Origin of the sequence: Brevundimonas sp., from assembly GCF_036963785.1 — a bacterium.
GTDB lineage: Bacteria > Pseudomonadota > Alphaproteobacteria > Caulobacterales > Caulobacteraceae > Brevundimonas.
On record NZ_JBALUS010000003.1, the window covers coordinates 527,461 to 553,145 of the forward strand.

General features: G+C 65.9%; 30 protein-coding genes and 1 pseudogene. 13 read left to right on the top strand and 18 right to left on the bottom strand.

The features are described 5' to 3' along the window. Positions 1 to 23 precede the first annotated feature (23 nt). Positions 24 to 731 (top strand): DUF484 family protein, encoded by a 708-nt coding sequence (locus tag V7672_RS09350; RefSeq protein ID WP_335624320.1) that lies wholly within the window; start codon positions 24 to 26, stop codon positions 729 to 731. Continuing rightward, positions 713 to 1,663 (top strand): tyrosine recombinase XerC, encoded by a 951-nt coding sequence (locus V7672_RS09355; protein WP_335624321.1) that lies wholly within the window; start codon positions 713 to 715, stop codon positions 1,661 to 1,663. The genes V7672_RS09350 and V7672_RS09355 overlap by 19 nt, the downstream gene beginning before the upstream one ends. A gap of 13 nt (positions 1,664 to 1,676) precedes the next feature. On the opposite strand, the gene lpdA is transcribed toward V7672_RS09355, so the two are convergent. Next, a complete protein-coding gene (gene lpdA, locus V7672_RS09360; RefSeq protein WP_335624322.1) occupies positions 1,677 to 3,095 on the bottom strand; it encodes a dihydrolipoyl dehydrogenase in 1,419 nt (472 codons plus the stop codon). 126 nt (positions 3,096 to 3,221) lie between these two features. Next, positions 3,222 to 3,746, bottom strand: a complete 525-nt coding sequence (locus tag V7672_RS09365) for a hypothetical protein (protein ID WP_335624323.1) — start codon at positions 3,744 to 3,746, stop codon at positions 3,222 to 3,224. A 125-nt stretch (positions 3,747 to 3,871) separates the two neighbouring features. Here V7672_RS09365 and V7672_RS09370 point away from each other — a divergent pair, with 125 nt between their 5' ends. From V7672_RS09370 to V7672_RS09390, 5 genes are all read left to right on the top strand, one after another. Beyond that, positions 3,872 to 4,357 (top strand): COG3650 family protein, encoded by a 486-nt coding sequence (locus V7672_RS09370; protein WP_335624324.1) that lies wholly within the window; start codon positions 3,872 to 3,874, stop codon positions 4,355 to 4,357. A gap of 36 nt (positions 4,358 to 4,393) precedes the next feature. After that, positions 4,394 to 5,539, top strand: a complete 1,146-nt coding sequence (locus V7672_RS09375; RefSeq protein ID WP_335624325.1) for an acyltransferase family protein — start codon at positions 4,394 to 4,396, stop codon at positions 5,537 to 5,539. Positions 5,540 to 5,573: 34 nt separating this feature from the next. Continuing rightward, positions 5,574 to 6,110, top strand: a complete 537-nt coding sequence (locus tag V7672_RS09380) for a CHAP domain-containing protein (protein ID WP_335624326.1) — start codon at positions 5,574 to 5,576, stop codon at positions 6,108 to 6,110. Between the two features lie 7 nt (positions 6,111 to 6,117). Next, positions 6,118 to 6,909: a tryptophan 2,3-dioxygenase gene (locus V7672_RS09385; protein ID WP_335624327.1), complete on the top strand. Its 792-nt coding sequence runs from the start codon at positions 6,118 to 6,120 to the stop codon at positions 6,907 to 6,909. 74 nt (positions 6,910 to 6,983) lie between these two features. After that, complete coding sequence (locus tag V7672_RS09390) at positions 6,984 to 7,469, top strand: PA2169 family four-helix-bundle protein (RefSeq protein ID WP_335624328.1); 486 nt, start codon at positions 6,984 to 6,986, stop codon at positions 7,467 to 7,469. 61 nt (positions 7,470 to 7,530) lie between these two features. Here V7672_RS09390 and V7672_RS09395 read toward each other — a convergent pair whose 3' ends face one another. From V7672_RS09395 to trmD, 4 genes are all read right to left on the bottom strand, one after another. Next, positions 7,531 to 8,019, bottom strand: coding sequence for a surface-adhesin E family protein (locus V7672_RS09395; protein ID WP_335624329.1), 489 nt, complete (start codon positions 8,017 to 8,019; stop codon positions 7,531 to 7,533). Between the two features lie 117 nt (positions 8,020 to 8,136). Further along, the gene (locus tag V7672_RS09400) at positions 8,137 to 8,625 is read right to left on the bottom strand and encodes a surface-adhesin E family protein (RefSeq protein ID WP_335624330.1); all 489 of its coding nucleotides are present in this window, start codon (positions 8,623 to 8,625) and stop codon (positions 8,137 to 8,139) included. Between the two features lie 154 nt (positions 8,626 to 8,779). Beyond that, positions 8,780 to 9,205: a 50S ribosomal protein L19 gene (rplS, locus tag V7672_RS09405; protein WP_335624331.1), complete on the bottom strand. Its 426-nt coding sequence runs from the start codon at positions 9,203 to 9,205 to the stop codon at positions 8,780 to 8,782. Positions 9,206 to 9,283: 78 nt separating this feature from the next. Then, the gene (gene trmD / locus V7672_RS09410) at positions 9,284 to 9,991 is read right to left on the bottom strand and encodes a tRNA (guanosine(37)-N1)-methyltransferase TrmD (protein ID WP_335624332.1); all 708 of its coding nucleotides are present in this window, start codon (positions 9,989 to 9,991) and stop codon (positions 9,284 to 9,286) included. A gap of 121 nt (positions 9,992 to 10,112) precedes the next feature. Between trmD and V7672_RS09415 the strand changes: the two genes are divergently transcribed. Continuing rightward, positions 10,113 to 10,772, top strand: coding sequence for a hypothetical protein (locus V7672_RS09415; RefSeq protein ID WP_335624333.1), 660 nt, complete (start codon positions 10,113 to 10,115; stop codon positions 10,770 to 10,772). Between the two features lie 89 nt (positions 10,773 to 10,861). On the opposite strand, the gene V7672_RS09420 is transcribed toward V7672_RS09415, so the two are convergent. Further along, on the bottom strand, positions 10,862 to 12,547 hold the full coding sequence (locus V7672_RS09420; protein WP_335624334.1) for a thiamine pyrophosphate-binding protein: 1,686 nt from the start codon (positions 12,545 to 12,547) through the stop codon (positions 10,862 to 10,864). A 99-nt stretch (positions 12,548 to 12,646) separates the two neighbouring features. On the opposite strand from V7672_RS09420, the gene V7672_RS09425 reads away from it, so the two are divergent. Continuing rightward, positions 12,647 to 12,784, top strand: a complete 138-nt coding sequence (locus V7672_RS09425; protein WP_335624335.1) for an entericidin A/B family lipoprotein — start codon at positions 12,647 to 12,649, stop codon at positions 12,782 to 12,784. Here V7672_RS09425 and truA read toward each other — a convergent pair. The 4 genes from truA to def form a co-directional block, all read right to left on the bottom strand. Continuing rightward, positions 12,781 to 13,530, bottom strand: coding sequence for a tRNA pseudouridine(38-40) synthase TruA (truA, locus tag V7672_RS09430; RefSeq protein ID WP_335624336.1), 750 nt, complete (start codon positions 13,528 to 13,530; stop codon positions 12,781 to 12,783). The two genes, V7672_RS09425 and truA, sit on opposite strands and share 4 nt — an antisense overlap. Positions 13,531 to 13,541: 11 nt before the next feature. Continuing rightward, a complete protein-coding gene (fmt, locus tag V7672_RS09435; protein ID WP_335624337.1) occupies positions 13,542 to 14,495 on the bottom strand; it encodes a methionyl-tRNA formyltransferase in 954 nt (317 codons plus the stop codon). A 62-nt stretch (positions 14,496 to 14,557) separates the two neighbouring features. Next, positions 14,558 to 14,803 carry a hypothetical protein gene (locus V7672_RS09440; protein WP_335624338.1) on the bottom strand — a complete coding sequence of 82 codons (246 nt, stop codon included), beginning with the start codon at positions 14,801 to 14,803 and terminating at the stop codon, positions 14,558 to 14,560. Next, positions 14,803 to 15,357 carry a peptide deformylase gene (gene def / locus V7672_RS09445; RefSeq protein WP_335624339.1) on the bottom strand — a complete coding sequence of 185 codons (555 nt, stop codon included), beginning with the start codon at positions 15,355 to 15,357 and terminating at the stop codon, positions 14,803 to 14,805. The genes V7672_RS09440 and def overlap by 1 nt, the downstream gene beginning before the upstream one ends. A gap of 101 nt (positions 15,358 to 15,458) precedes the next feature. On the opposite strand from def, the gene V7672_RS09450 reads away from it, so the two are divergent. Then, entirely contained in the window at positions 15,459 to 16,580 is a 1,122-nt protein-coding gene (locus V7672_RS09450) for a pentapeptide repeat-containing protein (RefSeq protein ID WP_335624340.1), read from the top strand. On the opposite strand, the gene V7672_RS09455 is transcribed toward V7672_RS09450, so the two are convergent. Beyond that, on the bottom strand, positions 16,577 to 16,981 hold the full coding sequence (locus V7672_RS09455) for an acyl-CoA thioesterase (protein ID WP_335624341.1): 405 nt from the start codon (positions 16,979 to 16,981) through the stop codon (positions 16,577 to 16,579). The genes V7672_RS09450 and V7672_RS09455 overlap by 4 nt on opposite strands. 172 nt (positions 16,982 to 17,153) lie before the next feature. On the opposite strand from V7672_RS09455, the gene V7672_RS09460 reads away from it, so the two are divergent. Continuing rightward, positions 17,154 to 18,704, top strand: a complete 1,551-nt coding sequence (locus V7672_RS09460) for an SIR2 family protein (RefSeq protein WP_335624342.1) — start codon at positions 17,154 to 17,156, stop codon at positions 18,702 to 18,704. Here the strand turns inward: V7672_RS09460 and V7672_RS09465 are convergent. The 4 genes from V7672_RS09465 to V7672_RS09480 all read right to left on the bottom strand — a co-directional run bounded on the left by V7672_RS09465 (position 18,659) and on the right by V7672_RS09480 (position 21,482). Beyond that, the gene (locus V7672_RS09465; protein WP_335624343.1) at positions 18,659 to 19,192 is read right to left on the bottom strand and encodes a GNAT family N-acetyltransferase; all 534 of its coding nucleotides are present in this window, start codon (positions 19,190 to 19,192) and stop codon (positions 18,659 to 18,661) included. The two genes, V7672_RS09460 and V7672_RS09465, sit on opposite strands and share 46 nt — an antisense overlap. Positions 19,193 to 19,497: 305 nt before the next feature. Then, the gene (locus V7672_RS09470) at positions 19,498 to 20,373 is read right to left on the bottom strand and encodes a helix-turn-helix domain-containing protein (protein ID WP_335624344.1); all 876 of its coding nucleotides are present in this window, start codon (positions 20,371 to 20,373) and stop codon (positions 19,498 to 19,500) included. Between the two features lie 33 nt (positions 20,374 to 20,406). Further along, positions 20,407 to 20,589, bottom strand: coding sequence for a hypothetical protein (locus V7672_RS09475; protein ID WP_335624345.1), 183 nt, complete (start codon positions 20,587 to 20,589; stop codon positions 20,407 to 20,409). Further along, on the bottom strand, positions 20,586 to 21,482 hold the full coding sequence (locus V7672_RS09480) for an SDH family Clp fold serine proteinase (protein WP_335624346.1): 897 nt from the start codon (positions 21,480 to 21,482) through the stop codon (positions 20,586 to 20,588). Before V7672_RS09480 ends, V7672_RS09475 begins: the two co-directional genes overlap by 4 nt. Before the next feature lie 319 nt (positions 21,483 to 21,801). Here V7672_RS09480 and V7672_RS09485 point away from each other — a divergent pair. Then, positions 21,802 to 21,930 (top strand): annotated as a pseudogene (locus tag V7672_RS09485) (hypothetical protein); the annotation flags it as partial. Further along, a complete protein-coding gene (locus V7672_RS09490) occupies positions 21,910 to 22,737 on the top strand; it encodes a tetratricopeptide repeat protein (protein WP_442889218.1) in 828 nt (275 codons plus the stop codon). The pseudogene V7672_RS09485 and the gene V7672_RS09490, both read left to right, overlap by 21 nt. Before the next feature lie 3 nt (positions 22,738 to 22,740). Here V7672_RS09490 and V7672_RS09495 read toward each other — a convergent pair whose 3' ends face one another. After that, entirely contained in the window at positions 22,741 to 23,574 is an 834-nt protein-coding gene (locus V7672_RS09495; protein WP_335624347.1) for a hypothetical protein, read from the bottom strand. A gap of 146 nt (positions 23,575 to 23,720) precedes the next feature. Then, entirely contained in the window at positions 23,721 to 25,670 is a 1,950-nt protein-coding gene (rpoD, locus tag V7672_RS09500) for an RNA polymerase sigma factor RpoD (RefSeq protein ID WP_335624348.1), read from the bottom strand. Positions 25,671 to 25,685 lie beyond the last annotated feature (15 nt).

The window sequence follows — 25,685 nt, forward strand, 5'->3', positions numbered from 1 at the left end:
GTCGCGCCGAACCGGGGCCAACCGTGACCGAGACCGCCGACCTGTTCCACGACGACCCTGCGGACGAGGGCCCCCGCTGGCCTGAGGTGCGCGCCTGGCTGCAGAGCCATGCCGCGACCCTGGTCGAGGATCGCGCCCTGCTGCAGGAACTGGGTCTGCGCCCGCACGGCCCCAATGTCGTGGATTTCGGCGCCGCCGCCCTGTCCCGGGTCGAGGCCGTCGCCGCGCGCGAGGCCGGCGCCCGCAAGGCCATCGAGGGCGTCGCCCGCGCCAATTTCGCCGCCCAGGCCCAGACCCACGTCGCCGTCCTCGACCTGATGGAGGCGCGCAATCCCTCCGATCTCGCCCGACGGCTGGATGCCGCCGCCCAGGCGCGCTTCGGCCTGGCCGGCGCGTCGATCGTGCTGGAAAAGCCGGGCGGCATTCCCTTTGGCTGGCGCGGGCTGGAGCCCGGCGGCGTCGACGGCCTGCTGGGCCGCAACGGCCTGCACCGCCTGGGCACAGGCGGACAGGGGCTGGGCCTGTTCGGCGCGGCCGAGGACGAGGTCCGCTCGGTCGCCCTGGTCCGCATGGCCCCGCATGTCGGCCCCAACGGCACCACACGCCCCGGCCTGTGCGCTTTCGGCTCGCCCGACCCCGAGGGCTTCACGCCCGAGATGGGATGTGAACTGGCGGCCTTCCTCACCCGGGTGATTGAACGGATGGCCGAGCGATGGCCGATTCTCAGTTGACCCTTCCGCAGCCGGACGCGCCTGCAGAGACAGCGTTGGATTCGTGGCTGCACCATCTGACGCACGAGCGCCGCCTGTCACCGCGCACCCTCGAAGCCTATGGCCACGCCGGACGTCGCTATCTGGGCTTTCTGGCCGGGCACCGGGGCGGAGCCCTGACGGTCCGCGACCTCGCCGATATCACCGCGTCCGACCTCCGCGCCCATCTGGCCGAGCGCCGCTCGGGCCCCCATCCCCTGTCGGCCCGCTCCCTCAGTCAGGCCCTGTCGGCCATCCGCGCCTTTCACCGCTTTCTGGAACGACGGCTGGGGATCGAGGCCCCGGAACTGGCGCTGGTGCGGGGCCCGCGCATCAAGCCCTCCCTGCCGCGCGCCCTGCATATCGATCAGGCGCTGGAACTGATGGACGCCACCGGCGACGATGCCGAAACCCCGCCATGGGAAGCCGCGCGCGATCGGGCGGTGCTGATGCTGCTGTACGGGTGTGGCCTGCGCATCTCCGAGGCGCTCAGCCTGACCGATGCCGATGTCCCGATGGGCGAGACCCTGCGCATCACCGGCAAGGGCGCCAAGACCCGCATTGTGCCGGTCCTGCCCCAGGTGGCCGAGGCCGTGGCCGCCTATCGCGAGCTCCGGCCCTGGACCGAGGGCCCCGACCGCGCCCTGTTCCTCGCGAGACGCGGCGGCAAGCTCAGCCCGCGTCAGGTCCAGGCCGCCGTCCAGACCCTGCGCCGCCGCCTCGGCCTGCCCGAGAGCACCACGCCCCACGCCCTGCGCCACAGCTTCGCCACCCATCTGCTGGGTGCCGGAGCGGACCTGCGCAGCCTGCAGGACCTGCTGGGCCACGCCAGCCTGTCGACCACCCAGAAATACACCGCCGTCGACGCCGCCCGGCTGATGGGCGTCTATTCATCCGCCCACCCGAGGGGTTAGGGCGCCGGCCTCGTCAGGACTGCATCGTCCAGCCCTCGACGCCCATGGCCGCCTGACGCACGGCTTCCGAGCGGGTCGGGTGGGCGTGGCAGGTGCGGGCGATGTCCTCGGACGAGCCGCCGAACGCCATGGCCATGGCGGCCTCATGGATCATCTCACCGGCCTGCGGTCCCATGATGTGGACCCCCAGCACCTTGTCGGTCTCGGCGTCGGCAAGCACTTTGGCATAGCCGTCGGTCTCATGATTGATCTTGGCGCGGCTGTTGGCGGTGAACGGGAATTTTCCGACCTTGTAGGCGACGCCCGCCGCCTTCAGCTGGTCCTCGGTCTGGCCGACCCAGGCCACTTCCGGGCTGGTGTAGACCACGCCCGGCACCAGGTTGTAGTCCACATGCCCGGCCTTGCCGGCGATGGTCTCGACGGCCGCGACCGCGTCCTCCTCGGCCTTGTGGGCCAGCATCGGGCCGTGCGTCACATCGCCGATCACCCAGATGCCGTCCGTGCCGGTCCTGAAGTGGTCGTTGTCGAGGAAGCCGCGTTTGTCCGTCGACAGGCCGACCGTCTCCAGTCCCAGACCCTCGGTGTAGGGGCGGCGCCCGATGGCGACCAGCACCACATCGCCCTTCAGGGTCTCGGCCTCGCCACCCTTGGCCGGTTCGACCGTCAGCTCGACGCCGGACTTGGAGGTCTTGGCACCCGTCACCTTGGCGCCCAGCTTGAACTTCATGCCCTGCTTGGTCAGGACGCGCTGGAAGGCAGTGGCGACATCGCTGTCCACGCCCGGGGTGATGCGGTCCAGATATTCCACAACGGTCACCTCGGCGCCCAGACGCCGCCAGACCGAGCCCAGCTCCAGCCCGATGATGCCGGCCCCGACCACGATCATCTTTTCGGGGACCTTGTCGAGCGCCAGCGCCCCGGTGGAATCGATCACCTTGCCGGCCTCGAAGGTCACGCCGGGCAGGGGGGTGGGCTCGGACCCCGTGGCGATCACGACATTGGCCGTGTTCAGCGTGGTGGTCGTGCCGTCGGCGGCCTCGACCTCGACCACGCCCTTGCCCTTCAGTCGGCCGCGGCCCTTCACCCAATCGACCTTGTTCTTCTTGAACAGGAATTCGATGCCCTTGGTCAGGGCGGTGACGCTTTCCTGCTTCTGCTTCATCATCTGGCCGAGGTTCAGGGTCGGCGACACCTCAATGCCCAGTCCGGCGAACTCGCGCCCGGCGGCTTCATACATCTCCGAGGCATGCAGCAGGGCCTTGGAGGGCATGCAGCCCACGTTCAGACAGGTGCCGCCCAGGGTCTCGCGCATCTCGATGCAGGCGACCTTCAGCCCCAGCTGGCCGGCGCGGATGGCGGCATTATAGCCCCCGGGGCCCCCGCCGATGATAACGACGTCATAGGGGGTGTCGGATGCAGCAGCCTGGGCCATGGGTGTCCTCGGTCGGGTCGGAAACGCGGCAGACGGCCGGGGAGGGCCGCGCCAGATCGGTCGATCGCCGGTCTAGCGCCCCTGACGCGGGAATCAACCGGCAAGGCTCATGTGGGGACGGCAGCCTCAGACGGAAAGCTGGCCCGGGGTCCTTTTGCGGCGGCGCGCCCGGGTGACCACCACGATCAGTATGCCGACCACGACCAGGGCGCCCAGCACCAGCCAGGTGGGGTCGACGCCGAGGTCGGCGCCCAGGCCGCCCGGCGCCGCTGCGGGACCGCCTTCGGTGATCGTCGACTGCATGGAGGGCGCATTCGGATCGACCTTGCCGCCCGCGTCACTGCCGCTCCCGAATCCGCCGCGGTCGATGGCGAGGCGCAGCACGGCATCGGCCATGAAGCCGAGGAAATAGGCGACGGCCGCCCGGGAATTTCCGGATCCCAGAAGGGCTGCAGCGACCAGATACAGCACCACGGCCCCGACCCACAGGGCGATCACCGGCAGGTCCATGCCGACCTGGGCCTCGGCCCCGGCACGGGTTGTGGCGGCGTCCATGCCCGCCCCTTCGAGGAAGGGGGACAGGAAGGGCCAGGCCAGCCAGCCAGCATAGGCCAGCACGGCCAGAACGAGCACGATACGCAGGAGCTTCATGGGATGTCCTTTCGCATGACGGCGTTAACCCTATACCGAAAATCCGCGATTACCGAGAGTGCGGCCGTGCTTGACCCCGCCGGCCGGATGGCGTTGGCATGGCGCGAACGTTCTGGAGTTTCGTGATGCGTCTGATCCTGTCCGCGCTGGCCGTTCTGGCCCTGGCCGCCTGTTCGCCCGAGGCGGAGGCCCCGCCGCCGGTCGAGCCTCCGACGCCGGTGCTGGAACTGGGCGGGGTCCCGCTGGACCAGCCCCTGCGTGCGATCGGCACCGAACCCTTCTGGGGCTTGGACGTGACCGCCGACGCCTTGGTCTATTCCGGTGTCGATCGCCCGGAAAAGCGGGCCACGCACGACGGGGTCGAGCTGATGGGCACGGTGGCCAGCTGGCGCGGCACCACGTCGGACGGTGCGCCGATGGACCTGATCCTGATGGCCACCGAGTGCTCGGACGGCATGAGCGACCGCACCTATCCGCTGACGGCCCGCCTCGAGGTCGATGGCGAGACGCTGAACGGCTGTGCGGCAACGGTCTCGGCCATCATGAGCGCCGGTGAATCCGGCCTCGTGGTCGATGCCCCGGCGGATGCCGCCGCCACGCCCGCCTCTTAACGGTTCTCACATCGGCGGTATGGCAGGGTTTCCGCCATGACCGCCACACCGCCCGAACTCCACGGCCCCGCCGATCTGCGTCCGCTGACGGCGCTGCGCTTTCTGGCTGCGGCCTGGGTGGTGGTCTATGCCTTCTGGCCTGACCTCGATGTCGGCGTCCTGCCCCATGCGGTGGCCAAGGGCTATCTGGGGGTCGAGGTCTTCTTCGTCCTTTCGGGCTTCATCCTGTGCCACGTCTATCTCGAGGCGTTCGGCATGCGTCGGTCTGACTACGGCGGCTTCCTCTGGGCGCGGCTGGCGCGGGTTTATCCGCTGCACCTGTTCACCCTGTTCGGCGTGATGGCGCTGGGGCTGGCGGCCACGGTCGCCGGCATGTCGCTGAATGCCAGTGTGCTCGATTGGGCCTCGCTGCCCGCCAACCTGGCCATGGTTCACGCCTGGGGCCTGGCGCCCGAGGCCGCCTTCAACCACCCCTCCTGGTCGATCTCGGCGGAATGGTTCGCCTATCTGACCTTCCCCCTCTTCGCCGCCGTTGCCTGGCGTATGCGCGACCGCCCGTGGATCGCCCTCGGGATCACCGCAGCCTTCATCCCGGCGATCTACCTCGTGTTTCAGGCCCTGGCAGGCTTCCCCCTGACCCAGGCCACCATCCAGTGGGGCGCGCTCCGGATCGTGCCGTGTTTCGCCTATGGCTGTGCCCTCTACCTGCTGTATCGCCGAGCGCCGATGGCCCGGCCGGCAGCCCTTGCGGCGGTCTCCGCGCTGGCCCTCGCGGCTTCGGCAGCCCTCAACGCCCCCGATGCCCTGATTGTCGTGCTGGCAGGGCTGATGATCCTCGGGCTGGCGGGCATCCCCAACGGCCGCGCGGGCATCATGGCCTCGGCCCCCGCCGTCTATCTGGGAGAGATCAGCTACTCGGTCTATATGGTCTGCATCCCGGTCAAGCTGGTCGCGGTCAATGTCGCCGCTCGCCTGACCGGCGCGGGCGAAGCAGGCCTGTGGTGGCCGGTGTGGCTGGCGCTGGTGCTGACCGTGCCGGTGGTGGCCGCGGGCACCTATCATCTGGTCGAAAGACCGGCCCGGGGCTGGCTCCGCGCTCGCAGGCCCGGCCGGGCAAGGGCAGCGTCGCCCACAGCAAATTCCCCTGCTGAGGGGTTTCAGGGCTCGAAAACTATCGTATAGGCCGAAGCAGTCTCAACAGCGCACAGTGCTCCGCATGCTGAAACGCCTCTCCGCCCTTATGGTTGCCGCCACCCTTGGTCTCAGCCTGTTCGCCGTCTCTCCGGGACGGACCCAGGATGTCTACTGGCAGTGTGTCACCTTTGTGCGGTTGGCGTCGGGCATCGAGATCTACGGCGATGCCTGGACCTGGTGGCGTCAGGGGACGCAGCAGTTCCGCACCGGCAACCAGCCCGAAACCGGCGCGGTTCTGGTGTTCCAGCCCCACGGACGCATGACCCGCGGTCACGTCGCCATGGTCTCCGAAGTGCTGACCGATCGCGTGATCCGCGTCACCCACGCCAACTGGGGCGGCAGCCGCGGCAAGATCGAGGAAAACGTCACCGTGGTGGACGTCTCCGACGCCGGTGACTGGAGTGCGGTCAAGGTCTGGTACGCCCCGATCAACGACCTCGGCTCCAGCGTCTATCCGATCTACGGCTTTGTTTATAAGGAGCCGCTGACCAGCTCGGCGCCCCTGCGTCAGGCCGCCTTGCCGGAGACCGCTGCGGAGTTCGGCTTCGGCCAGCCGTGAGGCCGGCATGACCCGACCCATCACCTATGCCGGCTATCTGGCGCTGGATGACCTTCTGGCCTGCCAGCACCCCCTGTCGGACCAGCATGACGAAATGCTGTTCGTCATCATCCACCAGACCAAGGAACTGTGGCTCAAGCAGATCCTGCACGAGCTGGCCCTGGCCCAGCTCCTGGTGCGCGGCGGCGATCTGGTCCCCGCCTACAAGAGCATGGCCCGGATCAGCCGCATCCAGGCGGTCATGACCCAGAGCTGGGACATCCTCGCCACCCTGACCCCGGCCGACTATCTGCGCTTCCGCGGCGTGCTGGGCCCCAGCTCGGGCTTCCAGAGCGACCAGTTCCGCCGGGTCGAGGCCATGCTGGGTCTCAAGGACGCCCGCTTCCTCGCCCATCACGAAGACCGGCCCGCAGCCCACGCCGCCCTCAAGGCCGCGATAGAGGCCCCCAGCCTTTATGACGATGCCCTGCACCAGCTGGCGCGCGCCGGGCTGGACCTGCCGTCCGAGGTGCTGGAGCGCGACATCAGCGCCCCCTACGAACCCCACCCGGCGGTCGAGGCCGCCTGGCTGACAGTTTACCGCGAGTCCGAACGCTATTGGTCCCTCTACCAGCTTGCCGAGAAGCTGGTCGATCTGGACGACGCCCTGCTGACCTGGCGGCACAAGCACGTCGTGACCGTCGAGCGCATCATCGGCCGCAAGACCGGCACGGGCGGCACCGACGGCGTCGGCTATCTGACCGAAACACTCAAGCGTCGCTGCTTCCCCGAGCTCTGGTCCCTCCGTACCCGTTTGTGATCCCCCGTCGGCAACCCGGCCTCCCGTCCATGCATTTTCCCTTCAAGGGAGAGGTGTTGGAGCAGGAGGTCACCATGACCCAACTGGATATCACCGAGGCACACCGGCACGATATCGGTGTGCTCAACCGCCTGATCGAGGTGACGCTCGACAGCGCCAAGGGCTATCGGGACGCTGCTGTAGACAGCCGCGATCCCGGCCGCAAGCTGGCCTACGGCCGCCGGGCCGAACAGCGCGATGCCGTCGTGGAGTCCCTCCAGCAGGCCCTCCGCGACCTCGGCGGTCAGCCCGGGGACACCGGCTCCTTGCTGGGCAAGGCGCACCGCGCCTTCATGGACGTCAAACACGCCCTGCTGCGCGACGACGAGACGCTCGACGGCTCGATCCGCAACGGCGAATCCTGGCTCATCGACAACTATGAGGTCGCGCTCAATGACCCCGATCTCGGCGAGCCGACGCGGGAAGTCATCCGCCGCGCGTTCGAGGTGGTCGATCCGCAGCCCGGTGACCGGGAAGAGCACCTGCTGCCGCCCGAGGACGGTGCCCGGGCCGGAGTTTGATGCTCGCGAAAAAGGGCTCCGGCGCGAACCGGAGCCCTTTCTGCGTTTGCAGGGCAGTGGATTACTGCTCGAGAATCCACTCGCGATAGACGGCGATGATGTCGGTCAGGTTGTCGCCGACTTCGCTGTCCTCGGGGATCACGCCGTCGCAGGCGATGGCCTTGAAGGTCGCGTTGTTGCTGTCCGGGGCCACCGGCTGCCAGGGCTCGTCGTCGTCGATGGCGCCCATAAAGCCGCCATCCACGTCATAGGCGGCGGCGCCCGGCGTACGATAGGTCGAGTTCGCGCAGTTGAACTCATAGGCCATGTCCAGCCGGGCGATGCCGCTTTCGGCCACCTGATCCGGGTGGGCGCCCATGACGACGGTCATGCTGGCGATGTTGCCCGACTTGCGGAGCGACCCGCCAGAAGCGATGGCGAGGGCGCTGTCGCCGGCGTCGACGATGTAATAGGGGGCCGAGGCCGGGGGAGCCGACTGGGCCTGGGCGGCGGAAATGCCGAAGGAAGCGGCCGCCAGGGTACCGGCAGCGAGGGCAAGGGCGAGGCGCATGATGATCTCCTGAACAGGCGTCTGATCGAATGCATAACCCGGCTTTTTGAAATGCAACAGGGGCCGGGGGCCTCGCGTCAGGTTCGGTCATGCGGGGCGGGACCGGTGACAGGAACCCTACTGCTCGATGATGAACTGACGGTACTGGGTGACGATCGTCTGAACATCGCCCTCCAACTCGCTGTCTGCGGGGATGGTGCCGTTGCAGGCCAGGTCCATGACGATGGCAGACGGCGCCTGCGGGTTGACCGCTTCCCAGTCCGCGTCATCCGTGAGGGCGCCCATCAACTCGCCCCCCGCGCCATAGCCGGCAAAGCTCGGGGTCTTGAAGGTCGAGTTTCGGCAATCGAACTGGTACCGCATGTCCAGACGCCCGAAGTCCGTCTCGGCGAGGGTTTGCGGTGAAGAGCCTGTGATAACGGTGATGCTGGCGATATTCCCGGATTTCTGCACGGTCCCGCCGGCGGCAAAGATCAACGACTCTCGCGTGATATCGATCAGATAATAGGGCCCCGAGATCGCCGGGGCGTCCTGAGCGCGGGGCGCGGACACGCCGAGGGTCGCGGCGGCAAGGGCGGCGGTAGCGAGGGTGACGGCGAGGCGCATGGCAGGCTCCGGGGTTATGATCAGGCCACCTTAGCCGCAGGCGTCGGCACGGCAACCGTCCGTTCCTGACGTCCCCTGACGGCCACCCGACACGGCACAGCAAAAAAGGCCCCGGATCGCTCCGGGGCCTTTCGCGTCCTTGCGGACCTGTGTCTTACGCTTCGGCTTCGGGGGTCTCGGCCTTGCCGGTTTCCGGCACGGCGACGCCCTTGACCGGGCGCACCGTCTGGCGCTCGGCGATCCGGGCCGACTTGCCGCGACGATCACGCAGATAATAGAGCTTGGCGCGCCGCACGACGCCGCGACGCTTGACCTCGATGGATTCGATGTTCGGCGACAGGATCGGGAATTTCCGCTCCACGCCTTCGCCGAAGCTGATCTTGCGGACCGTGAAGGTCTCGTTCACGCCGCCACCCGAGCGGGCGATGCAGACGCCTTCAAAGGCCTGGACGCGTTCGCGCTCGCCTTCCTTGATCCGCACATTGACGCGCAGGGTGTCGCCGGGCTGGAAAACCGGGATCTCACGGGCTTCGAGCAGGCGGGCTTTTTCTTCGGCAGCAAGCTGCTGGACGATATTCATGGTCACTCTCCGTCGGGCTTTGCGCCCTTTAGCTGTCAATTGGCGGGGCTAGCCCCGCGGGGTCGTCTTTGCGAGGCCTCAGCCCCGCGGGGTGGTATTGTCCGCAAATGCGGCCCACAGATCGGGACGCCGCTCACGGGTGGTCTTCTCCCTTTGCTCCTCGCGCCACCGTGCGACCTTTTGATGGTCACCCGACAGCAGGACCTCGGGAATGTCGTGCCCCTCGAACGTCCGCGGTCTCGTGTACTGCGGATGCTCCAGAAGCCCGTCCTCGAAACTCTCACTCTCCAGACTGGCCGCCTGGCCGAGGACGCCGGGCAACAGTCTCACGCACGCCTCGATCGCCACCATCGCCGCCGCCTCGCCACCGGCAAGGACCGCGTCGCCGACCGCGACCTCCTCGAACCCGCGCGCGTCGAGCACACGCTGGTCCACCCCCTCGAACCGGCCGCACAGCACGACGAGACCGTCGGCTGTGGCCCAGTCCTTCACCCGCGCCTGGGTCAGGGGCCGTCCCCGGGCGCTCATGTACAGAAGGGGTCGTTTGGGGCCATCCAGGCTGTCGAGAGCCCGGGCGACCACATCGGCCTTCAGCACAGCTCCGGGCCCGCCACCCGCAGGGGTGTCGTCCAGGAAGCCGCGCCTATCGTCGCTAAAGGCCCGGATGTCAACCGTTTCGAGGCTCCAGAGCCCCCGCTCACGCCACGCCGTGCCGATCAGCGACACGCCGAGCGGCCCCGGAAACGCCTCCGGAAACATGGTCAGAACGGTAACGGGGTAAGGCATGGGGTCGGCCTCTTACAGCAAACAGGTCGAGGCGGCGAGGTGGCCGTCCACCTGCCCTCAAGCCAAATTTGACATGACGGGCGCCGGCCCCTGAACTGTTCGACAAGAACAGGGGATAGTCATGCGCGTCATCTTCATAGCTGCGGTGATCGCAGGACTCGGTGCCTGTGCCAAACCTGAAGCGGTCCATATTGCGCGCATGCCGCTCGAAATCCTGCGGGCCGAGGGCGAAGCGCCGCGCATGGGCGAGGTCTACCTTGAGGCAGGCGGTTTCGACCCGGGGTCGCGTTTTGCGTTCCAGATATGGATTGATCCTGAGGGCGATGAAATCGGCACGCTTCGGGGTGTCACATGGACCGTCAAATTCCCTGACTACTGCCGGGATCAAGCAACCTGGGTCCAGTCTGTCTTGATCGGGCCGTCCGGCCAGGTCTGGCGGGGTTACCGAACCTATGTTCCAGCCGGGCCTGACCGGCATCAGGACTGGTCTTCCGGCGGCTCGGGTGCTGAACGCCATGGTGGGCCCGCCACTCCCGGCCTTCTCGAAGCAGCGGCCGAAGGCGGTCGGTTCACGATCGGCCTCGAGGACAATACGGGGCAGCGCATTTACGAAGAGGTCATCGATACCCTGACCCCGGCGCGGCGTGAGCAGTTGTTTGCCGCCAATGTCGAAGCCGTTCGAAATGCCGATCCCGCAATGCCGGTCGCGGGCGAACGGCTGTATAGTGTGGTGAATCCTGCGCTTCCGGCCCTGCCCAACCCCCCTCGGCCCTGCCCCTGAGGGGGCGCCGGGATCATCACCGCGTGTCTCGATATGGCCCGCGCAAAAGCTATGGGCGGCGATGGGTGCGGACTGCGGCGCCCCTACCCCTACCCCTTCCGCATCCCGCTGATCGTGCGGTTGGGGGCGATGTCCTCGGCCGAGGTGATCAGGTGGATCAGGGCGGGCACGCCTTGCTCGCGCGCCGCCTTCCGCGCCGTCTCCAGCGCGCCTGCAAAATCCTCGGTGGTCTCGCAACGCACCCCGAACGCGCCGAACGCCTCGGCCCATTTGACGAAGTCCGGGTTCTTCAGGTCGGTGGCGATCACCCGTTCCGCGCCGGGGTAGTGCCCCTCCTGATGCATGCGGATGGTGCCATAGGTCGAGTTGTCGACCACGATCACCACGGGGTTCAGGCCGTGCTGGACGGCGGTGGCCATCTCCTGCCCGGTCATCATGAAGTCGCCGTCGCCGGCCACGCAGACCACATCGCGGTCGGGGTGGACGGCCTTGGCCGCCAGCGCTGCCGGCCAGCCATAGCCCATGGCCCCCGACGTCGGGGCCAACTGGGTCCGGCACGCCCGGTGGCGATAGAAGCGGTGCAGCCAGGCGGCGAAGTTTCCGGCGCCGTTGGTGACGATGGCATCGGCGGGCATGACCTCGCCCAGATGCTTCATGCACAGGCTCATATTGACCGCGCCGGTGACCTCGACGGGGGTCGAGAACGCCTCGAAATGGGCATGGGCGGCCTCGCCCTGGTCGTGCCAGGTGCGGCCCGGCTCCATCTGCGAGAGGGCCAGCGCCGCCAGACTGTTGTCGGCCACGGCGGACGTCAGCGTCGGCCACACCCGGCCCAGTTCCTCGGGCCCCGGGTGGATGTGCACCAGCACCCGGGCTGTATGCTCCCGGTCAAACAGGGTGTAGCCCTGCGTCGGGTTCTCCCCCAGCCGCGCCCCGATGGCGATGATCAAGTCGGCGTTCTTCGCGCGGGCCATCAGCTTCGGATTACAGCCCAGCCCCAGATCCCCGGCATAGTTCGGACGGTCGTTGGCGATGATGTCCTTGCGACGGAACGAGCCGGAGATCGGCAGGCCCAGCGCCTCCGACCAGGCCGCCAGCGTATGCGCCGCCTCGTGCGTCCAGCCCGAGCCGCCGACGATCAGCAGCGGGCGTTCCGCCTTGGCCAGTCGCGCCTCGATCTCGCGGCCAATCGCCGGGTCCAGCGCCGAGCGCGCCGGGGTCACGGGCTTGACCGGGGCGGGACCGCCGTCGTCATGCAGGATGTCTTCGGGCAGGGCGATGACCACCGGCCCCATCCGTCCCTGCAGGGCCGTGGCGATACCACGCTCGACGATCTCGACCGTGCGGGCCGGGCTCTCGATCTCGGTCGCCCACTTGGCCAGGCCGCCGAACACCTCGCGGTAGTCGACCTCCTGAAAGGCCCCGCGTCCCCGGTCGGTCAGGGCGATCTGGCCGACAAACAGGATCATCGGCGTGGAATCCTGATGCGCCGTATGCACGCCGATCGAGGCGTGGGTCGCACCCGGCCCGCGCGTCACCATGCAGACGCCGGGCTTCCCGGTCAGCTTGCCGTACGCCTCGGCCATATTGGCGGCGCCCGCCTCGTGCCGGCAGGTGATGACCCGGATCTGGTCGCGCACATCGGCCAGCGCATCCAGCACCGCCAGATAGCTCTCTCCCGGAACGCAAAAGACGGTGTCGATGCCGTTGACGACCAGGGTCTGGACCAGCCGGTGGGCGGCGCTTGTGCGGGCGGTGTGTGCGGTTTGGCTCATGCTCTGCTGCTAGCAGATCAGCCCCTGCCTTGGCCATCGACCTGCCATGCAACCCGCAGGCCCCGCCCGCGTTAGAGCTTGGCCATAAAGGAGTCCCCCATGCGCAAGATCATCACCCTGGCCCTCATCGCCTCGGCTCTCGCCGTCTCGGCCTGCAACACCATTTCCGGCGTCGGCCGTGACGTCGAAGCCGTCGGCGACGCCGTCACCACCACGGCCGAAGAAGCGAAAAACTAGGCTTCGGTCTCGTAATCGACCCGGTCGAGGTACAGTCCCTCGGCCGGGGCCACGGGCCCGCAGGCGGCCCGGTCACGCGCCTCCAGCACGCGCGCCACGTCCTCCACCGCCCAGCGGCCCAGCCCAACCTGCACCAGCGTCCCGGTCATCGAGCGCACCTGCCGGTGCAGGAAACTGCGCGCCGCAAACACCAGCTGCACCTCCTCACCGACCCGCCCGACCCGGGCCACGTCCAGCGTCTTGAGGGGTGAGGCCGACTGGCAGTTCACATCCCGGAACGTCGTAAAGTCGTGCAGACCGACCAGCGCCTGCGCGGCCCGGTCCATGGCCTCCGCATTCAGCGGCTGTTTCACATGCCAGACCCGCTGGCGATCCAGCGCCGGCGGCGCCGGGCGATTCAGGATCCGGTACAGATAGCCCCGGCCGGTCGCTGAAAACCGCGCATGCCAGTCGTCCGACACCTTGCGAGCGTCCAGCACCGCGACCGGCTCATGGATCATATGGGCGTTCATGGCATTCATGACCGTCCGCTCGGGCCAGTCGCGCGCCAGGTCCACATGCACCGTCTGGGCCGTGGCATGGACGCCTGTATCGGTGCGCCCGGCCGCCGCAATTCGAAGCGTCTCGCCGCTGAAGGCCTGGATGGCGCGCTCCAGCGTCCCCTGCACCGTCGGCAGACTGGCCTGGGCCTGGAAGCCGCAATAGCCCGACCCATCATATTCCACCGTCAGCCGGTAGCGGGGCATGGTCGTCTCCCCTACCGCTCGCCGCGCGGCGGCTCGCTACTTGAGGGGAGGCGTGTGCCTGCAGGAATGGCGAAGCCGCGCAGCATGTCGTCCGCACTCTGGGCCGCCTTGCCCGGGCGCTGCACCCGCTCCAGCCGCACCGCGTCGCTTCCGCAGGCAATCGTCAGGGCGTCATCCAGAACCGTGCCCGGCGCGCCGGACCCTTCCACAAGGCCCGACATCAGCGCCTTGATCCGCACCGGCCCGTCGTCACCCGCCACCTCGAACCAGGCCCCGGGAAAGGGCGACAGGCCCCGGATATGGGCATCCACTTCGGTCGCCGGGCGGGTCCAGTCGATCCGGGCCTCGGCGGGGGTGATCTTCTTCGCATAGGTGGGCTCGCCGACCTGTTCGACCGGCTGGCCGCCACCGCGCTCCATCGCCGCCAGCGCCCGGGGCCACAGGCCTGCGCCGATGTGCGCCATCCGCTCCGACAGGGTGGCCGCCGTATCGCGCGGGCTGATGGCCAGCCGCTCCGACAGCAGCACCGGCCCCTCGTCCAGGCCCTCGGACATCTGCATGATCTGCACGCCGGTCTCGGCATCACCGGCCATGATCGCCCGCTGGATCGGCGCGGCCCCCCGCCAGCGCGGCAGCAGCGACCCGTGCAGGTTCAGACATCCCAGCCGCGGGGCCTCAAGCACCTGACGCTTCAGGATCTGGCCATAGGCGACCACGCAGGCGGCATCCAGGTCGAGGCTGCGGAAGGTCTCGATGGCCTCGGCCGCCTTCATGCTTTCCGGGGTAAACACCGGCAGGCCCAGCGTCTCGGCAAATTCCTGAACGGGGGAGGGGGTCAGCTTCAAGCCCCGCCCGCGCGGCTTCGGTGGTTGGGCATAGACGGCCACCACCTCATGGCCCGACGCCACCAGCTCGGCCAGCGAGGGCACCGCAAACGCGGGCGTTCCCATGAAGGCCAGACGCATGAAGAATTACCTCGGGTAAGCCAGACGGGGAGCCGACGGGAGCGGCAGGCCGGGGAGTGTGATCAATCCCAGCGCGTCGAGACGCCGCCGCCCTCGTCCCATTCGCCGCCGGTGTCCAGCGAGTCAAAGTCCAGCAGCCGGTCGATGATCACGCCGGCGATCACACCCAGCGCGCCCACGGCCAGCAGGGTCGCGACACTGCCGATACCGATCTTCTCCGACCGGGTCAGCCGCCGCCGCCCGCTGGGATCGACGATCCGGTCACGCGAGCGCTTCAAGGGGGTACGTTTCGGGGCGCGTCGGGTCATCAGGCAGCCATCCGGGCGAGCTTCTTGACCTTGGCCACGGCCCGCTCGCGCTTCAGCCGTGACAGATGGTCAATGAACAGCACCCCGTTCAGGTGGTCCATCTCGTGCTGGATGCAGACGGCATAGAGGCCATCGACCTCTTCCTCGACGCTCTTTCCGTTGTAGTCGAGATAGCGAATCCGGGCCCGCGCCGGGCGCTGGACCTCGTCGAAATACTCGGGGATCGACAGACAGCCTTCTTCGTAGGGGGCGGTTTCCTCGGAGGTCCACAGGATCTCCGGATTGACGAAACAGCGCGGATTCTTGCGATCCGCATCCTCGGCGTCCTCGGCCACGTCCGGCTTGTCGGCCAGGTCCATGACGATCACCCGGCGCAGCTCGCCGATCTGAACGGCGGCCAGGCCGATGCCCGGCGCGTCGTACATGGTCTCTAGCATGTCATCCATCAGGGAGCGCAGCTCATCCGTCACCGGTCCCTCGACCGGCTCGGACACGCGCTTCAGAACCGCCAGATCAGCGGCATTGTCGATGGTCAGGATACGTCGGATGGCCATGGGGTCGAGGTAGGCGCGATACCCCGAAAGGTCAAGATTTCGGCCGGACATCCGGAGCAGGGTAGAAGCCATTGTAACGATTGTGCGCGATGCTGCGGCGCATGAGTGCTGCGACCCTGCCCTTCCAGTTCTTCGATGCCGTGGCCTCGCACGAGCGGTTTGCATCCGGCCGTCCGGGCGGCCTGCGCCTCATCCTCCGGTTCGGACGTCTGCAAGGGGTCATGTTGCAGCAGCGCGACCTTCGCGGAGCGGACCTGACCGGATGCACCCTCGAGAGCGGCCGGCTCGCCGCCGCCCGCCTCGATGAGGCGACCCTCTATTGCTGCGATCTCAGGCGGGCCGACCTGCGGGCGGCCAACCTCACCAATGCCGATCTGCGGGGTGTCAGCCTCAAGGCGGCCAACCTCTACGGCGCCTGCCTCGACGGGACCGATTTCCGCGACGCCCGGCTGGCCAAGGTGCAGGCCGATGGCCTGTTCAAGGTATGGAGCGCTGACCCGGAGCGCGAGCGACACCGCTTCGGCGCAGACGGCGAGGTCCGGCTGGGGGTCGACTTTCGCCATGCGTCCATGAAACGGGCGCGGCTGGGCGGGGCGCGGCTCCAGGGCGCAGATTTCAGCGGGGCCAATCTGAGCGGGGCGTCGCTCGACGCCGCCGTCCTCGAGGGCGCCGTGTTCAACGACACCATCCTGACCGGGGTCAATCTGGAGCGGGTTCATATCGACCCGGCAGCACTCGTCAGCTGCGTGCGGGACCCCGATGCCGCCGCCCTCGCCCGTTCCGCCCATCTTCGGGAGGCCCTCGACCGGTTCGAGCTCTGGGTCGTGGGGGGCAAGCGCAGCGGCGCCGATGAAGACTTCTCCGGCGAGGACCTTCGCCCGCTCGGGGATGCCCTGTCCGGCCGGAAGCTGGCGGGCCTCTCGGCGCCGGCGGTCCGGGCCATCGACGTTCGCTTCACCGACAGTCTGCTGGCAGGCGCCAATTTCCGGGATGCCGACCTGCGGAGCGCGGACTTCCGCAATTGCGACCTGCGCGGGGTCAACTTCCGCGGTGCCCGGCTGGGCTTTGCAGACTTCCGGGGGGCTGACCTCCGCCCGCTGGTCATGCGTGACGGCCGGCGTCTCGAGACTGAGTTCGAAGGCGCGGCCCTGCTGGGCGCCGCCTTCGGTGAGGGGGCCGCGATCCGGCATGTCGCGGACCGGCCTGTGACGCTCGCCGTCTAGAGCGGGACGTCCGGCAACGGTCGCGGCCGCAGATCATCGCCGATCGCCACATAGGTAAAGATGCCCTCGGTCACCCGTTCCGAGCGGGCATGGGCCTGATTGCGGGGCCGTTTCCAGGCCTCGACCTTGACCCGGATCGAGCTGCGCCCGGTCGAGACGATCTCGGCATAGATCGACACCTCATCGCCCACCGACACCGGCTTGTGGAACACCATGGCGTCCAGGGCGATGGTCACGCACCGCCCCTGCGCCCGCTCGAACGCCGGCGTCGCCCCCGACAGGTCCATATGCGCCAGCAACCAGCCGCCAAAGATATCCCCCTCGGGGTTGGTATCCGCCGGCATGGCAATCACCCGCCCGACCGGCCGGCCAGTGGGAAGCTCGGGAAGGGAGTCCGTCATGGGCGTGTCAGTACAGAAACCGGGCCGGAAGCAAAACGGGGAAGTGGGGGGAGGGCGATGACGACCTGCGGCAGAGTTGGCCCGGATGTGCGCGCCGGCGCAGGGCCGCAGCCTACCGCCGCTAAGATTGCCAGCCACACAACCTCCGGCCATAGTCCGCAGCGGAGGGGCCATGAGGACCACAGTCAAGCTGCCGGAGTTTGCCGAGCGCCTGCGCGAAAGGCTGGTCGACAATCAGCAGGACGTGGTCTGGTTCCTCGGCGCGGGCTGTTCGATCAGCTCGGGCATCAAGGCGGCTGGTGGGCTGGTCGATGACTGGCTGAACAAATTGCACGAGATGCGCGCCCCTGACCACGACCGGAACGACTGGGCAAGGTCAGCCTTCAAGGGGTTCGACCCCAAAAAGCCCGCCCTGCACTATGCGGAGATATTCGAATCCCGGCATCCCAACGCCGCCGATCGGCAACAGGAGATCGAACGCATCTGCGCCGGTGGAGAGGCGGCCTATGGCTATGCCACCCTGGCCCAGATCATCACGGACACCCGGATAGGGCCGCGATGCAATATGGTCCTGACGACCAACTTCGATGACCTGCTGGTCGAGGCGATTTATATGTACGGGGCCCTGCAGGTCCGGCCGCAGATCATCACCCACGAAGCGGTGGTCCACTATGCCCGTGTCAGTCAGACCCGTCCGACCATCATCAAGCTGCACGGCGACGCGCATTTAGACCCCAAAAACCTCCGGCATGAAACAGCCAGACTGGACCCAACCGTATCCGAACACCTTCATGCCCTGGTCAAGAACGCGACTCTGGTTTTTCTGGGTTATGGCGGCAATGACCAGAGCATTGTTCGCTTCCTGACCGACTGCCCGCGGCCGACCCTGCCCCAGCCGGTCTATTGGGTTGGCACCGACGACCCCTCTGCCGAAATGAGCCAGTGGCTGGATGACCGCGAGGCGGTTCGCGTCAACCACCGCGATTTCGACGACGCCATGCATCTGGTCAGACTCAGGCTGGAAATTCCTCATCCCGAGGAATCCCGCTGGACCCGGGCAAGGGATCGTTATCTCGACGCCCTGAAATCCTACACCACCGATAAAAAAGCCGACCGCGACCCCGAAACCCGCAAGGCCTTGAAGGAAGCCACCGAACAATCGTCCCAGTCTACACCTGCTTCGGCATGGGCCTTTATGATCAGCGCCCTGGAAGCCCACGACGACCCGGACCGGGCCGAAGCGATCTATAAAGAGGGCATCGGAAGGTTTGGCGACGACGCGAATCTGCTCGGCACCTACGCCCTCTTCCTGATCAAGGTCCGCAAGGACATGGACGGGGCCGAGGCCCTTTACAAACGGGCCCTCGACGCTGAACCCGACGACGCCGACACTCTCGGCGACTACGCCCTCTTCCTGAAACAGGTCCGAAAGGACATGGACGGTGCCGAGGCCCTGTATAAACGGGCCCTCGAAGCTGAGCCCGATCACACAAACAATCTGAGAAACTACGCCCTCTTCCTGTGGCAGGTCCGCAAGGACATGGACGGTGCCGAAGCCCCTTACAAACGGGCCCTCGACGCTGAACCCGACAACGCCGACACCCTCAGCGACTACGCCCTCTTCCTGAAACAGGTCCGCAAGGACATGGACGGGGCGGTAGTGGGTCAGTTTGAAAATCAGGCCGCCGGGATGCGGTGTAGGTCTATGAACATGACCGGCTGATCTCGGTCCCTGTTCGCCACCGTGTTGATCGTCGTGAATCCACAGCGCTCGTAAAATCCGATGGATTGCTGTTTTGAGTCGACCACTACGAACCGACATCCGACGGCTGGGCAGATCTGGTTCTTGGCCACACCAAGGGAGAATTCGACCAGCTGCCGTCCCAGACCCAGCCCGCCCCGGTGTCTTCGGTCGACCGCCAGCCTCGCAATCTTAATCGCGGGATAGCTGTCGTAGGTGAAGCCATCCTGCGCGTCACGAATGTCATCGCAGGAGCTAACCTCGCCGCAAACGAGCGTCACGTATGCTACGATTTTGCGGCCCGCGAAGACCCCATACGTTCGGCCTAGGTTTCGCCCCTGAAACCTTTTGGCGTCTCGCTGGAGGAATGTTTTGAGGGGCTGAAAGGCCTCATCCCCAAGCGAAAGCCCGGTGAGAGTGTCACCGGGCTCCACAAGCCTGAGTTCATATTCAGTCTGGTCTGCAGGCAATCATCGACTCGGGTTAGCGCGAAGCGTCACTTTCCCAGTCTGCTGAAGCTCACGAGAGAGCACAACTCCCCGTTTTACACTTTCAACCGCAGCCGCTTTCGGGCGACCATGAGTGACCTGGCTGACAAACTTACGCGCATCCTCGCCGGTTAGCTTTACGCGACCGAACGCGCTCGACTGGATAGCCATAGCTACCTCCGACAAAATGACGATCACATTGATCGTGACACCATCTAACGCACCATCAGGCGCTTGTATGCAATCTGGTGGATTAAAAATACGACACCAGTGATCTGTGAGCCGCACTATCCGCGCTTCTTGTAGGGGCCACGCTTTTTCGGAGCTTCCTCAGCCGCCTCAAGCACGGCGACCAGATCGGCCATCTCCCACAGCCTGTCGGTGACACCAGCTGCCATGGCCGGGGTAACACGCAGCGTCTTATGGATGCGGACAAAGTTGTAATAGGCGAAGTGCAACGAGACGGCGTTGGCGTGGTTCTCGACCTTCTTTGAGAAGCCGTTGGTCAGCCGAGTGAAGCGCCGCATGTGCATCCGCATTGTCAGGTTCTGGCGCTCAACGTAGGACGTGCTGACGTGAGCCGGGTCAGGCCGCCCCTCAATGCGCGTCTTGCGGGCCCCCAACATGGGGGCCGGGCTGTAGCGGCCCTTGAAGGCCTCCGGTGCAGAACCGTAAATCTTCACGAGCTGGGCGAAGTCCACGTCGATGCCGAAAATGTCGCGCACAGCGTTGATGTATGCTCCTAAGCCGTCGGATGTCAGTTGGACGCGGTTTGCGAGGCGACCATAAACGTCCTCAATGAACTCGTAGGCCGAGCCCGCATCGCGGGAGCCGACCAGCCACGACATAACCAGCTTGGAGTCCGCGCAGATCGCCGTCCACGTCCACGTGTCGCCAGCACCCTCAGGGGCCGATACGGCACCGGCCACGTTCTTTTGTTTGGCGTAAGTGAATGACCAGATTTCATCGACCTGAACACGGCGACACTGCAGATCGCGAAACACTCGGTCTTGGTAATCGCCCAGCGCCCTGCCTGCGTCATTCAGGAGCCGCGTCACGGTGTTCTTGCTGGCACCCGTGGTGCGCGTCACAGCGCGGATAGACATGCCCTCGCAGAGAAGGTGCAGAATGTGAGCGCGTTCTTCGGCTGAGAGCTTGTTCATGCCCTCAGTTATAATGACCCTTATGCTTGACCGTCAAGCAGAAAAGGTCATCTTGAATCCGCTTCCGGGCAGGACGGGGCGAGACGTGTAAGGCAGTTTCAGTTGATCCTGTCCGGCGGACGGGGTCACGCGCTCCAGTCGCTCCATCTCCTCGAAAAACGGCTTCATCCGACTGGCGTGCTCTTCCAGCCGGGCCGCTGCGCGCTGATCGTTCATGCCGCTCTCCTCATTCTCAGGCGGGTGTGAATAGCTGCACTCATACCGGTTGTCTGCATAAAATCACTCAAGAGTCCGTGGTAGTGGGTTATATTCGCGTTAAGAGCCTCATCCTCGCCAAAATCCTCAACCTTTAAACCAATCTTCTCGCTTCCGAGTTCCGACATCGTGATGCCTCGGCCATGGCTATGCCAGTGCTCAGCATCTCCGAGTATTTTTGCGATCTTCTTGGCTCTCTCAACCTTATATTCGGGCGTTACCTTTTTGCCCGAAGTGGTCTTTTTCCAGTTCCTAAACTTATAAACCGGCAGCCACGCCTCTACCAATTCCTGCGAATGGCGAATTGATTGCTCTATATGGAATAGCTGAGCTTGGTCGAACTGCTTAATTAGCAGAGACATCTCGGCCCGCACGCTTCCGACATTATCATCGGACACGCTGTTTATTTTCTGAAGGAGCTCGTTATACTTTGCAATATACCCCAAGCCGGGCACTGATCGACCATTCTCAGTCTGAAATTGCGGATCGATTGGGCCAACCACTGAGTAGTAGTTCATGTATATCTCGTCACCCGAGAGCGCCAGCACCGTTCCCGCGCTGTATGCGTAGTTGGGGACTATATATACGACTTCTTTGTAGTGTTTCCTAAAAACACTTACGATGCGTTCCACAACCTCAATGTATCCGCCAGTCGTTTCTAGAACAACGGCCAGTCGATCAGGGCTGTCGTCTTCTTCATTGAGATTTTCAATCTCGTTCTTAACCAGTCCGTCCAGCCCAAACATCATCGGCGCTGAAATTGCGATGACATCTGCCTTGAGGATGCCGCCGAGATGCTTACATCCGCTACTCAGTGTCTGCAGAACAAGCTCTTCAGCCTTGATTGCGTCCATCTTTCCTCCACCGCGCCGCAGCCGCCTTTGCGGCGATCTCTGCACGTCTTTCGGGGGAGAGACTATCAGCGCGAGCGCGCCCCCCCTTGAGCCCCCCCATGCGCCCAAGCGTTGCTGCTTCGGACGTTGCACCAGTTTCAGATGAGTCTGCAATATCGCCGGTTGCTATGTCGGCAATGAGCTTCGCTAGCTCGTTGGTGTCGCGGGGGCGTTTCGGTGGTCTGGTCATGGGGTGATTATGGCACACGAACGCGATTCCGGGGACATGGCCTCTCGATGCGTCTATAATTCAAACTGACCCACTACCGACGGGGCCGAAGCCCTTTACAAACGGGCCCTCGACGCTGAACCCGACGACGCCGACACCCTCAGCGACTACGCCCTCTTCCTGTGGCAGGTCCGTAAGGAGATGGACGGGGCCGAGGCCCTGTATAAACGGGCCCTCGACGCTGAGCCCGATCACACAAACAATCTGAGAAACTACGCCCTCTTCCTGTGGCAGGTCCGCAAGGACATGGACGGGGCCGAGGCAATTTACAAACGGGCCCTCGACGCTGAACCCGACAACGCCGACACCCTCAGTGACTACGCCGTCTTCCTGTGGCAGGTGCGCAAGGACATGGACGGGGCCGAGACCCTCCACAAACGGGCCCTCGACGCGGATTCCGATAACGCCAAAACTCGCGGCAATTATGCCGACTTCCTGTCGGAGGTCCGCAAGGACATGGATGGGGCAGAGGAGCTCTACAAGCGCGCTCTCGCCGCTGCCTCGGACGATGCCAACACTCTCGGCAGCTACGCCATCTTCCTGCAGCACGTCCGCGAGGACATGAACGGGGCCGAGTCCTTCTACAAGCGGGCCATCGACGCGGACCCCGCTGACGCCAACGTCCTCGGTAACTATGCCCAGTTGCTGTTGGCACAGGGCCGAGAGAACGGACTGGACCATCTGGATCAGGCCATCGCCGCCCTGCCGAACGAAGCGCCAGACGTTCAATCAAGCCTGGGCGTTGAGCTGGCCGTCTATGCCTATGCCCACGATGTGCGCCGCCCCATTGATGAACGGCTGAAGGCGATCAAAGCCCGTATTCTGGAGGGCGGGAGAGCCCCCGGTTGGGATTTTTCGGCCAATATCGAACAGGCCGAGCGCGAGAAACATCCCAACCTGAAGCTGCTCAGGGCCATTGTCGCCGTTGTTTCGGACGGGGCGGACGTCTCAACGCTCGATGCCTTCCCCCAATGGCGGAAGGCCTGACCCTCACGCCTCCTCGCCCTCTCCCCCCTCCGGCCTGACCCACTCCTTGCGATAGGGCAGGCCCTTCTGGCCGCGCATCTGGTTGCGCACGCTGACCCACCAGCCGTCGAAAATCTCGTCCAGCGTCTTCAGACTGCCGTCCGCATTCCAATAGCGGCAGGGTCGGCCGTCGTCGCGGCGATGGCGGACGAAATCCAGCGCCGCGCATTCGGGCCCCAGGTTCTCGGCGCGCCAGTGCAGGGCCAGCGCCCCCAGCAGGTCCGGCGGCGTGTCCAGGTCCGACAGCATGCGCCGCGCCGTTTCATCGGCCCGGCTCAGGATGTGGCTCTCCAGCTCGGCGCGCAGGCGGTACAGGTCTTCCTCGGCGGCGATGTCGTCCACGGGGGCCTCCGGGGGCGCGGCGGTGGCGTGTTCCTCCCGGCTTGCTTCCGGAGCGGGGCTGCCGATGCGGCGGTCCAGCGCCTCGGCCGCCTTCAGCAGGGCGCTGGCCTCGGCGGCCCGCCCTCGCGCCAGCAGCGAGGCCGCCCGCCGCGTCGCCGCCTCCAGTGCCTCGTGCACGTCTTCTGGCGGGACGGGGGCCTCGGGGGGCAGGGGCAGGGGCGTCTCGACATCGGCCTGTCCGGCCAGACGCCGGTCCTCGGCCTCCGCCTCCTGTTCGGCGGCGGCCATCACCGCCTTGCGGGTCCAGCCCTCGGCATTCGCCTTGAAGCGCAGATTGCCAAGGCCCACGTCGAACCGCCGCGCGACCGAAGCCGCCGGCTCCCCGGCCAGGTAGGCCTCTTTCACCCGCGCCCAGACGGCGGGGGATCGCTGTTTGATGATGCGTCGCTCGGTCATGGACGCAGCCTGACATAGGCCTGCGTCAAATCCGGACGTGGCGTTGGCAGGGTTGGTCAGTTCGACGGTGCCGGTTGACCGGTTTGGTCAGGCCCATTGACCGGTTTGATCACCCGGTTCGACAGCCCTGTTGCCTGATGCCGGCGTCAGCTGTCCAGGAAGCTCCGCAGCTTCCGCGACCGCGACGGGTGTTTCAGCTTGCGCAGGGCCTTGGCCTCGATCTGGCGGATGCGTTCGCGGGTGACCGAGAACTGCTGGCCGACCTCTTCCAGGGTGTGGTCGGTGTTCATGCCGATGCCGAAGCGCATGCGCAGCACGCGTTCCTCGCGCGGTGTCAGCGAGGCCAGCACGCGGGTGGTGGTCTCGCGCAGATTGCTCTGGATCGCCGCATCGATGGGCAGGATGGCGTTCTTGTCCTCGATGAAGTCGCCCAGGTGGCTGTCTTCCTCGTCGCCGATCGGCGTTTCGAGGCTGATCGGCTCCTTGGCGATCTTCAGGACCTTGCGCACCTTCTCCAGCGGCATGGCCAGCTTTTCGGCCAGTTCTTCCGGGGTCGGCTCGCGGCCGATCTCATGCAGCATCTGGCGGCTGGTGCGAACGATCTTGTTGATGGTCTCGATCATGTGCACCGGGATGCGGATGGTCCGCGCCTGGTCGGCGATCGAGCGGGTGATGGCCTGACGGATCCACCAGGTGGCATAGGTCGAGAATTTGTAGCCGCGGCGGTATTCGAACTTGTCGACCGCCTTCATCAGGCCGATGTTGCCTTCCTGAATAAGATCAAGGAATTGCAGGCCGCGGTTCGTGTATTTCTTGGCAATCGAGATGACCAGGCGCAGGTTGGCCTCGACCATTTCCTTCTTGGCCTGACGGGCCTCGCGCTCGCCCTTCTGCACCTTCTGGACGATGCGGCGATAGTCGTCGATCGGCAGGCCAGCTTCGGAGGCCACGGCGGCGACGTCGCCGCGGATCTGTGCGATCTGGGCCTGTTCATTCTCGCTGAACTTGGTCCAGCGCACGCCCATGTCCTTGACCCGCTCGCTCCAATCGGGGTCCAGTTCGGCGCCGAAATAGGCCTTCAGGAACTCGGGGCGCGAGATGCCATAGCTGTCGGCCAGGCGCAGCAGCCGCCCTTCCAGCGAGATCAGACGCTTGTTGATCGCATACAGTTGCTCGACCAGGGCCTCGATGCGGTTGTTGTTCAACTTCATCGACTTCAGGCGATCCGAGATCGATTTGGACAGGGCCTCATAGGCCTTCTGGTCCTTGGCCGAGAGGGCTTCGCCCTTCAGCCGCGCCTCGACCAGCTTGTCCTGCAGCCGCCGGAAGCCACCGAAGTCGTTGGCGACCGCGTCCAGCACTTCCATGACGCCATCGCGCAGCTCGGCTTCGAGCGCCGAGATCGACATGCCGCCGCCGTCGTCGAAATCGTCCTCGTCCTCATCCTCTTCCGCTTCCTTCTCCGCTTCCTCAGCGGTGCGGGGCGGCTTGGGCTGGCCGGGGATCGGCTGCGGCGGCTGGTTGTGCGGCAGGCTGGCGGGGTTCAGCACGCCATAGGTGGCGTCCAGGTCGATGACCTCGCGCAGCAGGATGCGGTTGTTCAGCAGTTCGTCGCGCCACACCATGATGGCCTCGAACGTCAGGGCGCTTTCGCACAGGCCCGAGATCATGGCGTCGCGGCCCGCCTCGATGCGCTTGGCGATGGCGATTTCGCCCTCGCGGCTCAGCAGCTCGACCGAGCCCATCTCGCGCAGATACATCCGCACGGGGTCGTCGGTACGGTCATAGGTCGGCTTGGCGTCGGTCTCGGAGACCGAGGTCTCGGCCTTTTCGGCCACGTCGGTGCCCTGGGCGGCCTCGCCGTCCTCTTCGGCCTCGACGACGTTGACGCCCATCTCCGACAGCATGGCCAGGGTGTCCTCGATCTGATCGGGCGTGACCTCTTCCGAGGGCAGCACCTTGTTCAGATCTTCCATCGTCACATAGCCGCGCGTCTTGGCCTGCTTGATAAACTTTTTGACTCCGGCATCGGTCAGATCGAGCAGGGGCCCGTCGTTCGGGGCGTCATTGTCCTGCGTGTCCGTCTGCGCACTCATCCCGTTTTCCGTCTC

What these genes read in the sequence shown, in the direction of transcription:
- V7672_RS09370 (WP_335624324.1), top strand. Translation starts at nt 3,872, where the DNA reads ATGCGTCTGATCCTGTCCGCGCTGGCCGTTCTGGCCCTGGCCGCCTGT.
- V7672_RS09450 (WP_335624340.1), top strand. Translation starts at nt 15,459, where the DNA reads ATGAGTGCTGCGACCCTGCCCTTCCAGTTCTTCGATGCCGTGGCCTCG.
- V7672_RS09455 (WP_335624341.1), bottom strand. Translation starts at nt 16,981, where the DNA reads ATGACGGACTCCCTTCCCGAGCTTCCCACTGGCCGGCCGGTCGGGCGG.
- V7672_RS09470 (WP_335624344.1), bottom strand. Translation starts at nt 20,373, where the DNA reads ATGAACAAGCTCTCAGCCGAAGAACGCGCTCACATTCTGCACCTTCTC.
- V7672_RS09385 (WP_335624327.1), top strand. Translation starts at nt 6,118, where the DNA reads ATGACCCGACCCATCACCTATGCCGGCTATCTGGCGCTGGATGACCTT.
- V7672_RS09375 (WP_335624325.1), top strand. Translation starts at nt 4,394, where the DNA reads ATGACCGCCACACCGCCCGAACTCCACGGCCCCGCCGATCTGCGTCCG.
- V7672_RS09495 (WP_335624347.1), bottom strand. Translation starts at nt 23,574, where the DNA reads ATGACCGAGCGACGCATCATCAAACAGCGATCCCCCGCCGTCTGGGCG.
- V7672_RS09425 (WP_335624335.1), top strand. Translation starts at nt 12,647, where the DNA reads ATGCGCAAGATCATCACCCTGGCCCTCATCGCCTCGGCTCTCGCCGTC.
- V7672_RS09400 (WP_335624330.1), bottom strand. Translation starts at nt 8,625, where the DNA reads ATGCGCCTCGCCGTCACCCTCGCTACCGCCGCCCTTGCCGCCGCGACC.
- rplS (WP_335624331.1), bottom strand. Translation starts at nt 9,205, where the DNA reads ATGAATATCGTCCAGCAGCTTGCTGCCGAAGAAAAAGCCCGCCTGCTC.
- fmt (WP_335624337.1), bottom strand. Translation starts at nt 14,495, where the DNA reads ATGCGTCTGGCCTTCATGGGAACGCCCGCGTTTGCGGTGCCCTCGCTG.
- V7672_RS09440 (WP_335624338.1), bottom strand. Translation starts at nt 14,803, where the DNA reads ATGACCCGACGCGCCCCGAAACGTACCCCCTTGAAGCGCTCGCGTGAC.
- truA (WP_335624336.1), bottom strand. Translation starts at nt 13,530, where the DNA reads ATGCCCCGCTACCGGCTGACGGTGGAATATGATGGGTCGGGCTATTGC.
- V7672_RS09475 (WP_335624345.1), bottom strand. Translation starts at nt 20,589, where the DNA reads ATGAACGATCAGCGCGCAGCGGCCCGGCTGGAAGAGCACGCCAGTCGG.
- rpoD (WP_335624348.1), bottom strand. Translation starts at nt 25,670, where the DNA reads ATGAGTGCGCAGACGGACACGCAGGACAATGACGCCCCGAACGACGGG.
- V7672_RS09395 (WP_335624329.1), bottom strand. Translation starts at nt 8,019, where the DNA reads ATGCGCCTCGCCCTTGCCCTCGCTGCCGGTACCCTGGCGGCCGCTTCC.
- lpdA (WP_335624322.1), bottom strand. Translation starts at nt 3,095, where the DNA reads ATGGCCCAGGCTGCTGCATCCGACACCCCCTATGACGTCGTTATCATC.
- V7672_RS09415 (WP_335624333.1), top strand. Translation starts at nt 10,113, where the DNA reads ATGCGCGTCATCTTCATAGCTGCGGTGATCGCAGGACTCGGTGCCTGT.
- V7672_RS09380 (WP_335624326.1), top strand. Translation starts at nt 5,574, where the DNA reads ATGCTGAAACGCCTCTCCGCCCTTATGGTTGCCGCCACCCTTGGTCTC.
- V7672_RS09355 (WP_335624321.1), top strand. Translation starts at nt 713, where the DNA reads ATGGCCGATTCTCAGTTGACCCTTCCGCAGCCGGACGCGCCTGCAGAG.
- V7672_RS09460 (WP_335624342.1), top strand. Translation starts at nt 17,154, where the DNA reads ATGAGGACCACAGTCAAGCTGCCGGAGTTTGCCGAGCGCCTGCGCGAA.
- V7672_RS09365 (WP_335624323.1), bottom strand. Translation starts at nt 3,746, where the DNA reads ATGAAGCTCCTGCGTATCGTGCTCGTTCTGGCCGTGCTGGCCTATGCT.
- def (WP_335624339.1), bottom strand. Translation starts at nt 15,357, where the DNA reads ATGGCCATCCGACGTATCCTGACCATCGACAATGCCGCTGATCTGGCG.
- V7672_RS09420 (WP_335624334.1), bottom strand. Translation starts at nt 12,547, where the DNA reads ATGAGCCAAACCGCACACACCGCCCGCACAAGCGCCGCCCACCGGCTG.
- trmD (WP_335624332.1), bottom strand. Translation starts at nt 9,991, where the DNA reads ATGCCTTACCCCGTTACCGTTCTGACCATGTTTCCGGAGGCGTTTCCG.
- V7672_RS09390 (WP_335624328.1), top strand. Translation starts at nt 6,984, where the DNA reads ATGACCCAACTGGATATCACCGAGGCACACCGGCACGATATCGGTGTG.
- V7672_RS09480 (WP_335624346.1), bottom strand. Translation starts at nt 21,482, where the DNA reads ATGGACGCAATCAAGGCTGAAGAGCTTGTTCTGCAGACACTGAGTAGC.